Annotated in this window: 15 protein-coding genes; 13 read left to right on the forward strand and 2 right to left on the reverse strand. The window is 48.3% G+C overall.

The features are described 5' to 3' along the window. The first annotated feature begins 38 nt into the window (after window positions 1-38). Entirely contained in the window at window positions 39-2177 is a 2139-nt protein-coding gene (gene nasC / locus A8990_RS26950; protein WP_425463935.1) for an assimilatory nitrate reductase catalytic subunit NasC, read from the forward strand. A 141-nt stretch (window positions 2178-2318) separates the two neighbouring features. Here nasC and A8990_RS26955 read toward each other — a convergent pair whose 3' ends face one another. Both A8990_RS26955 and A8990_RS26960 read right to left on the reverse strand, forming a co-directional pair. Beyond that, on the reverse strand, window positions 2319-3578 hold the full coding sequence (locus A8990_RS26955) for a sensor histidine kinase (protein WP_116192131.1): 1260 nt from the start codon (window positions 3576-3578) through the stop codon (window positions 2319-2321). After that, on the reverse strand, window positions 3571-4254 hold the full coding sequence (locus A8990_RS26960; RefSeq protein WP_116192132.1) for a response regulator transcription factor: 684 nt from the start codon (window positions 4252-4254) through the stop codon (window positions 3571-3573). Before A8990_RS26960 ends, A8990_RS26955 begins: the two co-directional genes overlap by 8 nt. A 144-nt stretch (window positions 4255-4398) precedes the next feature. On the opposite strand from A8990_RS26960, the gene A8990_RS26965 reads away from it, so the two are divergent. From A8990_RS26965 to A8990_RS27025, 12 genes are all read left to right on the forward strand, one after another. Next, window positions 4399-4863, forward strand: a complete 465-nt coding sequence (locus A8990_RS26965) for an FMN-binding protein (protein ID WP_116192133.1) — start codon at window positions 4399-4401, stop codon at window positions 4861-4863. Window positions 4864-4894: 31 nt separating this feature from the next. Next, on the forward strand, window positions 4895-5761 hold the full coding sequence (locus tag A8990_RS26970; protein ID WP_245996249.1) for an FAD:protein FMN transferase: 867 nt from the start codon (window positions 4895-4897) through the stop codon (window positions 5759-5761). A 1-nt stretch (window position 5762) separates the two neighbouring features. Continuing rightward, window positions 5763-6608: an RnfABCDGE type electron transport complex subunit D gene (locus A8990_RS26975; protein ID WP_116192135.1), complete on the forward strand. Its 846-nt coding sequence runs from the start codon at window positions 5763-5765 to the stop codon at window positions 6606-6608. A gap of 290 nt (window positions 6609-6898) precedes the next feature. Then, the gene (locus A8990_RS32360; protein WP_245996250.1) at window positions 6899-7273 is read left to right on the forward strand and encodes a hypothetical protein; all 375 of its coding nucleotides are present in this window, start codon (window positions 6899-6901) and stop codon (window positions 7271-7273) included. An 88-nt stretch (window positions 7274-7361) separates the two neighbouring features. Next, a complete protein-coding gene (locus A8990_RS26985; RefSeq protein WP_220376846.1) occupies window positions 7362-8066 on the forward strand; it encodes a VIT1/CCC1 transporter family protein in 705 nt (234 codons plus the stop codon). A gap of 272 nt (window positions 8067-8338) precedes the next feature. Then, window positions 8339-9118 (forward strand): sulfite exporter TauE/SafE family protein, encoded by a 780-nt coding sequence (locus tag A8990_RS26990; RefSeq protein ID WP_116192137.1) that lies wholly within the window; start codon window positions 8339-8341, stop codon window positions 9116-9118. A 12-nt stretch (window positions 9119-9130) separates the two neighbouring features. Next, the gene (locus tag A8990_RS26995; protein ID WP_116192138.1) at window positions 9131-9712 is read left to right on the forward strand and encodes a sulfurtransferase TusA family protein; all 582 of its coding nucleotides are present in this window, start codon (window positions 9131-9133) and stop codon (window positions 9710-9712) included. A 19-nt stretch (window positions 9713-9731) separates the two neighbouring features. Further along, complete coding sequence (locus A8990_RS27000) at window positions 9732-10868, forward strand: MBL fold metallo-hydrolase (RefSeq protein ID WP_116192147.1); 1137 nt, start codon at window positions 9732-9734, stop codon at window positions 10866-10868. Between the two features lie 12 nt (window positions 10869-10880). Further along, the gene (locus A8990_RS27005; protein ID WP_116192139.1) at window positions 10881-11108 is read left to right on the forward strand and encodes a sulfurtransferase TusA family protein; all 228 of its coding nucleotides are present in this window, start codon (window positions 10881-10883) and stop codon (window positions 11106-11108) included. 68 nt (window positions 11109-11176) lie between these two features. Then, window positions 11177-11659: a DsrE/DsrF/DrsH-like family protein gene (locus A8990_RS27010; RefSeq protein WP_116192140.1), complete on the forward strand. Its 483-nt coding sequence runs from the start codon at window positions 11177-11179 to the stop codon at window positions 11657-11659. Between the two features lie 51 nt (window positions 11660-11710). Beyond that, window positions 11711-11971: a metal-sensitive transcriptional regulator gene (locus A8990_RS27015; protein ID WP_116192141.1), complete on the forward strand. Its 261-nt coding sequence runs from the start codon at window positions 11711-11713 to the stop codon at window positions 11969-11971. Window positions 11972-12317: 346 nt separating this feature from the next. Next, window positions 12318-12701, forward strand: a complete 384-nt coding sequence (locus A8990_RS27025; protein ID WP_116192143.1) for a DUF302 domain-containing protein — start codon at window positions 12318-12320, stop codon at window positions 12699-12701. The last annotated feature ends 140 nt before the right edge of the window (window positions 12702-12841 follow it).

Raw genomic sequence — 12841 nt, forward strand, 5'->3', positions numbered from 1 at the left:
ATAACCGGCAGCTGCCTATTGATCGGGAGGAAATGGCAATGAAAATGATGCAGCAGCAGGATCAGATGACTGGCGCTGCTCCTGTATTGAAAGTAATGGATACGCAATGCCCGTTCTGCAGCGTTCAGTGCAAGGCAGTGGTTACGGAGCGTTGGGAGACCGGAGCCGTAAGACCGGTCTATACCGTGGAGCCGAAGCTGAACAAGGCTTCCGAAGGGCGGCTCTGCATTAAAGGGATGAATGCTTATCAGCATTCGCTTCACCGGGAACGGCTGACAGTGCCCATGCGCAGAGAAGGAGAGCGCTTCGTTCCGATCTCCTGGGATCATGCGCTCGAGCTCATCGGAGAGCAGTTCGCCAAGCTGCAGGAGCAATTCGGCCGCGATACGGTCGGGGTGTATGGCGGCGGCTCGCTGACGAATGAATCGGCTTATTTGCTCGGCAAGTTCGCACGCGTTGCGCTGCGGAGCAAATATATCGATTATAATGGACGATTCTGCATGTCGGCCGCTGCTTCGGCCGGCAACAAGACGTTCGGCATCGACCGGGGGCTGACCAATCCGCTGTCCGATATCCCTTTGGCCAAATGCATCATTCTCGCCGGAACGAACATCGCGGAGTGTCAGCCGACGCTCATGCCTTATTTTACAAGGGCGAAAGAGAACGGCGCTTTCATCATCGCGATCGATCCGCGCGAGACGGGAACGACCCGGATCGCCGATCTGCATCTGAAGGTGAAGCCGGGCATGGATGCCGCGCTCGCGAACGGGTTGCAGAAGGTGCTGCTTGAGGAAGGGCTGCTTGATGAAGCGTTCGTGCAGGATCGGACGAGAGGCTTCGCCGAACTGAAGGCACACCTTGACACGCTTGATCTGGAAGAGATTGCGCAGCTGACGGGGGTATCGGCTGCAAACATCCGTAAGGCTGCAATCGCGTACGGAAAGTCGAGCACCGCGATGGTATTCACCGCACGCGGTGTTGAACAGCAGACAGATGGGTACATGGCAGTGCGCAGCTTCCTCAATATGGTGCTCATGACCGGCCAGATCGGCAAACCTGGCTCCGGGTATGGCGCTGTGACCGGTCAGGGCAACGGGCAAGGCGGACGCGAACACGGGCAGAAAGCCGACCAGCTGCCGGGCTATCGGCTGATCGAGAATCCGGTTGACCGGGCGTATATCGCGAAAGTATGGGGGATTGAGCCGGAGGAGCTGCCTGGAAAAGGGGTATCCGCGTACGAGATGATGGAGAAGGTGCATGCGCAGGAGATTCGGGGCATGCTCGTGATGGGTTCCAACCCGGTCGTATCGAATCCGAACGCCAATTTCGTCGAGGAAGGGCTGCGCAAGCTCGATTTCCTCGTTGTTGCAGATATGTTCATGTCGGAGACGGCACGGCTGGCAGACCTCGTCATCCCGGTCACCTCTTATATGGAGAATACCGGGACGCTGACGAATTTAGAGGGACGCGTGCTGCTGCGCGAAGCGAGCCGTCCGGCGCTCGGCGAGTCGCGTGATGACTGGCGAATTCTGTGCGATATTGCGAGCCGGCTCGGCCGCGGGCAGTATTTTGAATTTGACGGAGCCGAAGCGATCTTCGAAGAGCTGCGTGTCGCAAGCCAAGGCGGCATCGCCGATTATTACGGGATTACGTATGAGCGGCTTCGCTCGGAGGAGGGGGTTTACTGGCCTTGTCCGTCCCAGGGCGTTGCGAATACCGGCCGGATGTTCGAGCAGCGATTCGCCCATGCGGATGGCAAAGCGGAGCTTGTTCCGGTCGACAATCATATGCCGGCCGAGCTGACGGATGAGGCGTACCCGCTGTATCTGACGACAGGCCGCGTGCTGTCGCAGTATTTGACCGGCGTACAGACGCGGCGCAGTCACTCTCTGGCAGCACGTGATGTGGAATCGTTCGTGGAGCTGCATCCGAAGACGGCGAAGGCTTACCGGATCTCGGATGGCGAGCTGGTGCGGATCACTTCGCGCCGCGGCAGCATTGTCGTTCGCGGCAAGGTGAAGACAGACATCCGGCAGGACACCGTATTCGTGCCGATGCATTGGGGCGATTCCCAATGCGTGAATAAAATTACCAATCAGGCACTCGATCCGACATGTCGTATGCCCGGCTTCAAAGTATGCGCCGTGGCAATCGAGCCGCTTACGATCAAGGCGTAAGATATTGATAATTTCCCTCATCACGACGACGAGAGCTTGTGAATGGAATTAAAGTTTGTGAGCGGAGAATAGAGTGTTTCAGCAACGGGACACTTTTATCCAAAACCAACTCCTTAAAACCAGCAAAAAGGCAGCCTTGGATTACAAGGCTGCCTTATTTTTGCGAGGAAATCGCAATTCGAAGCGCGATCCCGCGCCGGTCTGGGATTCGGCACGGATGGTACCTCCATGGGCGTCGACGATCCATTTGGCAATGGAAAGCCCAAGGCCCGTACCGCCTTCTTTTCGTGAACGTGACTTGTCTCCTCGATAGAATCGCTCGAACAGATAAGGGAGCTCTTCTTTCGGTATACCTCTGCCGCTGTCCGAAACGATAACGGTTACGTGATGTGCGGAAGACTTGCCGGACACCTCGATTCTTCCGTTAGAAGGGGTATATTTAAGCGCATTGTCCAAGAGGATGACAAGCAGTTGCCGGATACGGCTTTCGTCTCCCCAAAAAGGAAGCGGCTCCTGAAGCGATAAATCGATATCGATCTCTTTGGTGACCGCAAGCAGCTTGAATTGCTTCGTCAAATCCAGCAGCACGCGATCCAACGAGAACACCGAGCATTCAAGTTCTAATTGATTGGAATCAGACCTAGCTAGCGTCAGTAAGTCTTCAAGCAGTTTACTCATGCGGGTGCTTTCTTTCAGAATGACAGCAATATTGTCGCTTTCTCTCTCGATCGAATGGGATGGATAACGGAGCAACAGCTCGGTCTGTGCTCGAATGACTGAAACCGGTGTACGGAGCTCGTGGGATGCATCCGCAACGAATCGTTGCTGCTTGTCCCAGGCATTTCGAATCGGAACCCATGCTCGACCTGCAAGGAAAAAACCAACGAAGATCGAAATTAGGACGCCGGAGCCTATTCCCGTGATGATGTCGAGCAGCAGGGAGTGGAGCGTGCTATCGTCGTCCTCGAGACTCGTGAGAACTGTGAGCGATTCTATTTCACCCCAAGGCGCTTGAGGAAAGGGCATGAGAAAACCGCGATAACGGTCTCCACCGACTTTGAGCGTTTCATATGAGGAACTATCTTTATGGTAGAGAAGAGGGGCGATCTGTGCTTGTGTGAAAGTTTCGGCGGGAGACTGGCCTTGAATTTGACCCTCAGCATCCCGAAAGATGTATATCATTCGGTCATCTTGCTCCAGTACATGATGTTCCTGTCTCAGAATCGCTTCCGCATCCCGAGCAGAGTCGATCTGCTCGGCAGCGTTACGCAGCACCTCATCTGTTTCCTTGTACAATCTGTACCGCATGTGTAAATAGAGGGTGGAACTGAGCACAACGAGGACGAGAAAGAGCACAGCTGCATTCAGAACAACCAATCGAACGCGGACATTATTAAACATCAATTTCTCCTTTCAGCATGAACCCGATTCCCCGTATTGTTCGTATACAGTGCTCAGCTCCAGCGGCAGCCAGCTTTTTGCGGAGATGGTGGACGTAGACATCGACCGCCGTGATGCCCGCTCTCGATTCAAATCCCCATACTCGGTCAAAAATCTGCTCGCGTGTAAGAATTCGGTCTAGATTGCAAACCATAAATTCCAACAACACAAATTCGGTTGATGTGAGCGCGAGTAGAGTTTCACCGATAAAAGCTTCGCGCGTCGCCGGCGAAAGACGGTAGGGACCGTAAATAAGATCCCCCTCCGCTCCAAGAGTGCCACGACGTCGCAGAACGGCTCTTGAACGAGCGAGCAGCTCTTCTACGGCGAAAGGCTTCGTGATATAGTCGTCTGCGCCTGCGTCTAATCCTGCCACGCGATCTTTCACAGCGTCTTTGGCCGTCAGTAAGATGATTGGAACTGAATGACCACTGCTTTGAAGACTTCGAACGATGTCAACGCCACTCATTCCCGGAAGCATGACATCAAGCACAATAAGATCGTAGATGGCTTGCTGCGCCATGAAATATCCGTCGTCGCCCGTTTCCGCTGTATCGGTCTGAAACGATTCGCTTTCGAATACGCCTCGAATTATGCCGAGCAGGGATGGATCATCTTCCACCACGAGAATTCTCATGCAACTATCAGCCTCCTTTTTTATGGTTATGTGCCTAACTGTATATGGCTGGTTTTTAAAATTATTTTAAGCTTGCCATTTTATAATAAGTCTTACATTGAACAATGTGAAGTTATGAAACCTTGTCCGAACGGAGGCCTTGCGATGGCGAAAATGAAAAAAAAGTGGGTGGTGCTATGTTCGACAGCAATTGCTGCCGTCTATACCGCTGGTTATTGGGCGACGGAGAGCGATAAGTCTAACATACCCGTCAATGCGGTCTACAGTAGTCCGTCTGCAACAAGCAGCACCTCGGGATCCGGAACGGCGCAGGTGCTCGATTCCCAAAGCCAGGTATCCTCAAAGTATAACGACGGAACCTATGTCGGAATGGGAAGCAATCGCCGAGGCACGATTCAAGTGAGTGTTGCCATCGAAAATGACCGAATTACAGATGTCGAGATCAGTGACTTCGCCATGCACTATTCCATCGACGACGTTGTCGGTATGCCGGACGAGGTCCTACAAATTCAAAGTGCGAATGTTGAAAACGTCTCAGGTGCGACATACAGCACTCGTGCATTCTCGGACGCCGTTCAGGATGCTCTGGATCAGGCGCTTCGAGCTTGAGGCAGCACCGATGAAAAGAGCTAAATTATTCATGGACACAATGGTCCAAATCGAAGCCCGCAGCGGAAACGAAATGTCGGAGGATGCACTCGATATTTGCATCGTCAAAGCATTCGAAGCCTTCCGGCATGTTGAAAGGGCGTGCAGCCGTTTCAGCCCAGAGAGCGAGTTGATGCAAGCATGCCGCAAGATTGGAGAAGCGACTCCTATCAGCCCTTACTTGTTTGAGCCACTCCGGTTTGCACTGGAAATGGCGGAATGGACGGAAGGGGTATTCGATCCCGCCATCGGTCGGCTATTGGAGTCGAAAGGGTTCAACCGTCATTATTTGACGGGTGAAAGGACGAACAGCAATGTCGATGGCTCGGCCACTTACCTGGACATTGAGCTGAGTGAAGCGAATCGAACCTTATGCTTGCATAAACCGCTCATTCTGGATTTAGGTGCGACTGCCAAAGGCTTCGCCATCGACTTGGCCGCACGAGAGCTTAAGTGCTGCGCAGGATTCGTCGTGAACGCTGGGGGCGATTTGTATGCGGGCGGTACTAACGATCAAGATGACAAGTGGACAATCGGTATCCGCAATCCGGCTAAAGTAAACGGAATCCTGCAATCGCTCCTCATAACTGACGCCGCAGTCTGTACTTCTGGAAGCTATGAGAGAAGAAGCGAAGTAGTCGAAGGTGAACACCATATCGTTCGCCCCGATACAGGGAAATCGCCAAACGAATGGATTAGCTGCAGCGTTATCGCTCCTTACGCCATGATGGCAGACGCGTTTTCTACCGCAGCTTTTGCGATAGGTGGAGAAGAGGGGATCGCCCTGATTGAGGACGCTGGCCTTCAAGGTTTGATCCTGACGGCAGATTCACGAATCAAGAAGATCGGAGGGATTTAATATGAAAATGGCCCAATGGATCAAAACGCCTAAAACTTATATTCTTATTGCCATCGTGGTCTATCTCTCGATCGCTTCTTGGGCGACGCGCAGCATGGCCGGTATTGAAAATGGAGGAATCGCAGCGGGCACGGCAATAGTCGTTGACGTCTTATTCGCGCTCATCAAAAAGCGGAAACGCATAATGCCAGACGGCGCTGCGATTACAGGACTGCTTGTCGCTATGATATTAAGCTTGAATACCGCTTGGTTTATCATTGCATGTACGGCAGCCCTTTCGATTATTTCTAAACATCTGCTTGTTTATAAGAAAAAAGCTATATTCAATCCAGCAGCAATCGGACTGTTCTTGTCTATCCCGATCTTTCACGCTGAACAGAGCTGGTGGGGCGCTTTCGGGGACCTTCCCGGTTGGTATATCCCGCTGTTGCTGATCGGAGGATATGCAGTAACGAATCGCGTGAATAAGTATCCGCAAGTATTCGCTTTCTTCTTGATCACATTCGCAATGACATTAGCGATGGCGTATTTCCATAAAGGTGACGCCTTCGATGCGCTCCGGCCGCCGTTTATTAATGCAACCTTGTTCTTCGGCTGCTTTATGCTGACCGATCCTCCGACATCTCCGGCCAAGATAAGGGATCAAGTCGTGTTCGGCGTAATTGCTGCAATAACGGGATCAGTCATATATGGGCTTTATGGAGGCTTAATGTATCTCTTTATCGGTCTGCTGGCCGGAAATGTTTTTCATCTGCTGATGCAGCGCTTAACTGCGAACCGTCCGAAATCGTCCTCGAAACCGTCATCACAACAGAAATCGAAACCTATATCCACTTTACAGAGGTGACTGCCATGAGCAAAAGCAAAAAAGTTTGGATTCCTGCGGCCATTGCTCTCGTCGCAGCGGTAATTCTTGTCGTCTGCTATTACGTTTACGCTCCTTCCAGGGGTGAATTCCACCCGCGTTTTCCACAAGGCAGTAGCGGTGGAATGCCTCCCGGCGGGGGGGAGCGGCCGAATAGAGGAGAAGGAGGCGCATTAGAAGGTTATTTTTCGACATTCGGGACGATTGCTTTATTTGTGGGAGCAACAAGCTTCTCCTGGTTTTGGTTTAAGAAAAAGCGGAAGTCGCCGTCAATGCTTGTAAGGCAGGCTGGAAAGCTGTTTTATTCGCTCCACAAGCTGCTTGGCTGGGGAACGTTTATCCTGGTTGCGGTTCACGGCATCTACTTCATCTTTACAAAAATAAACGATGAGCATATTTATTCGGGTCTTGCGGGGTTTGCAATTTTGCTCGCTTTGGCTGGTTACGGTTACTTTATTAATAAGATCCGGAACAAATGGATGCGGACTGTGCACCGAATGCTCGGCGTACTTTGGGTGCCGGTGCTCTGGCTGCATGCCGGAGGCTCGGCTTTTCTTGCCACAGCGGCAGCACTCGCAGTCGGCGGTCTCGTTTATTTGCTTGATAAGTCGGCGAATAGTGCAAATCAGACCGTGCAAGAGCGATAAATAGCAAGGACCTAAGCAGCGTAAAATAAAAGAAATTCAAATTGGGCTAAACTTGATAACCAGCGCGCTAATGTAAGGAGGAATCGATTTGAACCATTTGGAAAATTCAACGCATAGTGAACATCACTTCACAGCATCCGATGCGATTCGAGACATCGTGATCGGGATGTCAGATGGGCTGACGGTTCCGTTCGCACTTGCCGCCGGACTCTCTGGCTCCGTTTCCGGCACTAATATCGTCGTCATCGCCGGTCTTGCTGAGATCGCAGCAGGTTCGATCGCCATGGGACTTGGAGGGTATTTGGCTGCGAGAACAGACAGAGAGCATTATTTGAACGAATTGGAGAGAGAAAAACGAGAAATCATTGAAGTTCCGGAACGTGAAAGGGAAGAAGTAGCCGAGATTCTGCGGGGCTGGGGGCTGCAGGAGCAAAATGTTGAACAAGCGGTAAATGAGATAAGCGCTGATCCGAATTTATGGGTTGCCTTCATGATGAGACTCGAGCTTGGACTTGAAAAGCCCGAGCCCAAGAGAGCCCGGAACAGTTCCTTGACGATCGGTTTATCTTACATTGTGGGTGGAGTTATTCCGTTAATTCCATACATGCTCATCCATCGTGCCGTTTCAGCTTTATTAGTCTCCGTTGTCGCGACCTTAATGGCTTTGTTTATATTCGGTTACGTCAAAGGAAAATTCACAGGCTCAAAACCGCTCAAAAGTGCCATTCAAACCTCGCTCGTTGGCGGTGTTGCGGCCGGAATCGCCTTCTTGGTTGCCAAGATCATTTCGTGAACAAACAAACAGACATTGGTAAAGAAACCCGGCGATTTCAGATCGTCCGGGTTTTTCCGAGTTTATAACTTTCTCATCGCGTAGTGTTGACTAAAAAGAAAAAGTTTATTATAGTACTATTATACTCATACGGGTATACGTATTAGATTAAAAAGGGGGAGTATTCAAAGTTTTTGATCGGATAGTGGGAAGAATTTTTTTTTGCTCAAAAATATACCCCGCGGGGTATGTGAATAGTATGTGGGATTTTAAATTAGAAAGGCAGGAGCCCCATGGATTTGGCGTGGATTATGACCATATTCTTTATAGGCTTCTTGGGCTCATTCATTTCCGGTATGGTGGGGATCGGCGGTTCAATAATTAACTACCCGCTGCTGCTCTTTATTCCATCAGCTCTCGGATTTGCGGCTTTTACCGTGCAGGAAGTAACAGCAATCAGTGCAGTTCAAGTTTTCTTCGCGAGCTTCATGGGAATGCTCGTTTTCCGAAAGGGAGGACTTGTAAATAAAACCTTAGTTCTTTACATGGGCATTCCCATAATCACTGGAAGCTTCTTAGGAAGCTTTGTTTCTAATACACTGCCAAGTCCCATAATCAATATCGTATATGCCATTTTAGCTCTGATTGCATCTGTTATGATGTTTCTGCCGAAAAAAGGGAATGACGTCCGAGATTTAAGCCAAGTGAACTTTAAAAAAACTTTAGCCATTACTTTAGCTTTATTGATCGGAACTGTTTCTGGCATTGTAGGGGCAGCTGGCGCATTTATAACGGTCCCTGTCATGCTTGTTGTACTTAAAATCCCGACAAGAGTTGCAATTGCTTCTTCGCTCGCAATTACATTTATTTCTTCAATTGGATCAACAACAGGAAAACTAATGGGTGGACATATGTTATTGTTACCATCTTTAGTTCTGATCATTGCCAGCACTATTGCTTCACCAATTGGAGCGAAAATAAGTAAAAATATCAACACAAAGATTCTTCAATGGATTTTGGCCGGATTAATTACAGCTACCGTCCTCAAAATTTGGATTTCAATATTATTCTAGGAGGTCATTTGAATGGCTACTATGAAGGTCAACCGAACATTGGAATGCGAAGGTCTGGCATGTCCGCTGCCGGTGGTTCGTACGAAGAAAGCGATGGAAGAGATGAAAACAGGTGAAGTGTTAGAAATACGCGCAACCGACAGCGGTTCTGTAGCTGATCTACAAAGCTGGGCAAAGCGCACCGGCCAGCAATATATCGGATTGAAGGAAGAAAACGGTGTATTCAGACATTACATCCGAAAATCGGATCCAACAGAAACCAAAGAAGAACGTAAATTTCCGCATACGATTTACAATGAGGAACTCCGGAAAAAACTTTCGGAAGGTGAAGCGTTACACATTGTAGATGTGCGTGAGCCAGCTGAGTTTGCTTTCTGTCGGATACCTGGAGCTAAGTCTATCCCATTGGGAGACCTTGAAGAGCGGATTTATGAGCTTGATCCTAGTCAGGATTATGTTGTAGTTTGCCGTAGTGGCAACCGAAGTGATATGGCTTGCCAATTGTTAATGGAGAAAGGCTTTATTAACGTGATAAATGCGGTTCAAGGCATGGCTGTATGGACAGGAGAAATTGAAAAGGACGAAGTAAATTAGGAGGATGAAAATGACAGCTATGGGGACTCAGAAAGTAACCGCAAAAGAACTAACAACAATAATTCTTAACAAAGAAGATTTGTTTATCCTGGATGTTCGAAATGAGTCTGATTTTAGTGATTGGAAAATTGAAGGGATCAGCGTAGATATCATCAATATTCCTTACTTTGATTTATTGGATGATATTGCTCCCGCTTTGGATGCAATCCCAGCCGATAAACCGGTTGTAGTGGTATGTGCAAAAGAGGGTTCGTCCATTTTCGTCGCGGAACAACTCGCTGAAGCTGGTTTAAACCACGTTTCCTATCTTGAAGGTGGTATGAAATCGTGGAGCGAATACCTGGAGCCAGTTAAGGTAGCTGATCTGTCCGGCGGAGGTGAGCTTTATCAATTTGTACGTATCGGAAAAGGCTGCTTGTCATATATGGTGCTCTCGAACGGCGAAGCAGCACTTATCGATACAAGCCGCATGATTGATCAATACCAGCGATTTATGCAGAAAAAAGGAGTAGAGCTCATCCACGCGATCGACACGCACCTTCATGCCGATCACATCTCCGGAGGGAGAGCATTGGCACAGAGATACGGTGCTGCTTATCACTTGCCGCCCAAAGATGCAACGGAAGTAACGTTTGAGTATGAAAAACTGGTGGAAGGTAGAGACATTACGGTTGGTCAAGAAACCATTAAGGTACAGCCTATCTATACACCGGGACACACCATCGGATCAACATCCTTCCTTATCGATAATACGTACATCTTGACTGGAGATATTCTCTTCATCGATTCGATTGGCCGTCCCGATTTGGCAGGACTTGCGGAAGATTGGGTAGGAGATCTTCGCGATACCTTGTACAGCCGCTATAAAGTACTATCTGAAGAATTAATTGTACTTCCAGCTCATTTCGGAAAAGTAACCGAACTTGGGATAGGCGGACTTGTAGCTGGTCGCTTAGGTACCCTATATAGCGAAAATCCAGGACTGAATATTGAAGATGAGAGCGAATTCCGCCGAACTGTAACTGAGAACTTGCCGCCTCAACCGAATTCTTACCAAGAAATTCGCCAAGTCAATATGGGGAAAATAGCTCCAAATATAGAAGAACAGCGCGAAATGGAGATCGGCCCAAACCGTTGTGCAGTTCACGATAAATAAGGAGGAAGAACAATGAATAGCGATAAAGTGTTGGATGCTAAAGGCTTGGCTTGTCCAATGCCGATTGTAAGAACAAAAAAGTCGATTGCTGAACTTCAATCAGGTCAAGTATTAGAAGTTCACGCGACAGATAAAGGCGCTAAAAATGATCTTACGGCTTGGGCTAAAAGCACAGGACATGAATTATTAAGCAGCAATGAGGAAAATGGCGTATATAAGTTTTGGATCAGAAAAGCATAATGTCTTTTTTTTATACCGATTGAATACCCATACTCGTATGTGTATAATCAAGAAAGGACGATAAACTCTTGACTGAAAATAATGAAAAAACGACGATTGTACTGTTTAGCGGAGAGTTAGATAAGGCTATTGCTGCATTCATTATCGCTAATGGAGCGGCAGCATATGACCATGAAGTAACCATTTTCTTTACCTTCTGGGGACTGAACGCACTTCGTAAAGATGAACAGGCAGTGGTCAAAAAAGGATTCCTGGAAACCATGTTTGCGAAAATGATGCCTCGCGGGCCCAATAAACTGGGTCTATCGAAAATGAATTTTGGCGGAATGGGATCTAAAATGATCAAGCATGTCATGAAGAAACACAATGCGCTGTCACTCCCGGAACTCATTGAATTGGCTAAAGAGCAGGGGGTTAAATTAGTGGCATGCACGATGACTATGGACTTGCTCGGTTTGCAAAAGGAAGAACTAATGGAAGGCATCGAATTCGCAGGTGTCGCTGCATATTTGGGAGATGCCACAGATGCAAAAGTGAATTTATTTATTTAATGCGATCGATGATATAATAATCGCACCTTATTCGGATTCGGAGGTAATCCAATGCAATACGATGATGATGTAAAACGAAGATTAAAGCGAGTTGAAGGGCAAATTCGCGGAGTTTTGAAGATGATGGACGAAGAACAACATTGTAAAGATGTCGTAGCCCAGTTATCCGCGGTCAGAAGCGCAGCGGATAAAGCGATCGCTTACATCGTTGCAGTAAACCTGGAGCAGTGTATTACCGAGGAAAAAGAAGCTGGTGGAGATACGAGCAAACTGGTCAAACAAGCGGTGGAGTTATTGGTCAAAAGCCGCTAAAACGCATATGGCGTATTAATAAAAAATCATTAGCCCAATGGGCTAATGATTTTTTGCCTTGTAATGCTCGATATATCCCTCTAACGCTGGGATAAATTCTTTTTCGTAGTGTTCATTTGGGCAGGATTTTACGATATGAGAAATAAGCGAGTTGGATTTATCGGTGGAAAGTGTTTCGCTGCAGATCGGGCATTTTTCTTGTGTTAATTTACTTAAGAGTGTCATAAACTAAAACCCCTTAAAACCGACTTGTATACTGTGTATTATATGATGAAATCCATGTATAGTAAATAAGTTAATGAGCAAAATAAGGAACCAGTCAATAAAACGTGGGAGCGGTTCATAAATGTTTCATTACACGGTGGAATCGAGCAAAACACTTGAGCAAGCGATCGAAGCCCTTAAGGAAAACCTGAAGGCGGAGAAGTTCGGCGTTCTATGGGAGCTGGATTTGAAGGAGAAGCTCCGGGAGAAAGGCGTCGATTTTGATATGCCTTATCATATTTTGGAGGTATGCAATCCGGAGGAAGCCAAACGAGTCTTGTCCGAGAACGCACTAGTTGGATACTTTCTCCCCTGTAAGTTGGTCGTTTATATAGAGCGCGGTGTTACTAAGATTGGCATGCCGAAGCCATCAGCGTTAATTGAACTTGTTGAAAACGAAGTCTTGAAGGTTATTGCTGCCGATATCGAGAAGCGACTTACAGCTTGTGTAGATAAAAGTATATGAGCGAAGTTATAACCTTTTTCGTAGGAGCCTGCAAACAGTGGGCTCCTTTTGTTGTGTGCCACGCATGGCGATTAACTAGGCGGTGAAAGTCCGCTGTGGGGGCTTGTAGTTGCCAACCACTAGCCAAGAGCAAGGGTGTC

It is taken from the genome of Paenibacillus taihuensis, assembly GCF_003386535.1.
In the GTDB taxonomy this organism is placed as follows: Bacteria; Bacillota; Bacilli; order Paenibacillales; family Paenibacillaceae; genus Paenibacillus_Z; species Paenibacillus_Z taihuensis.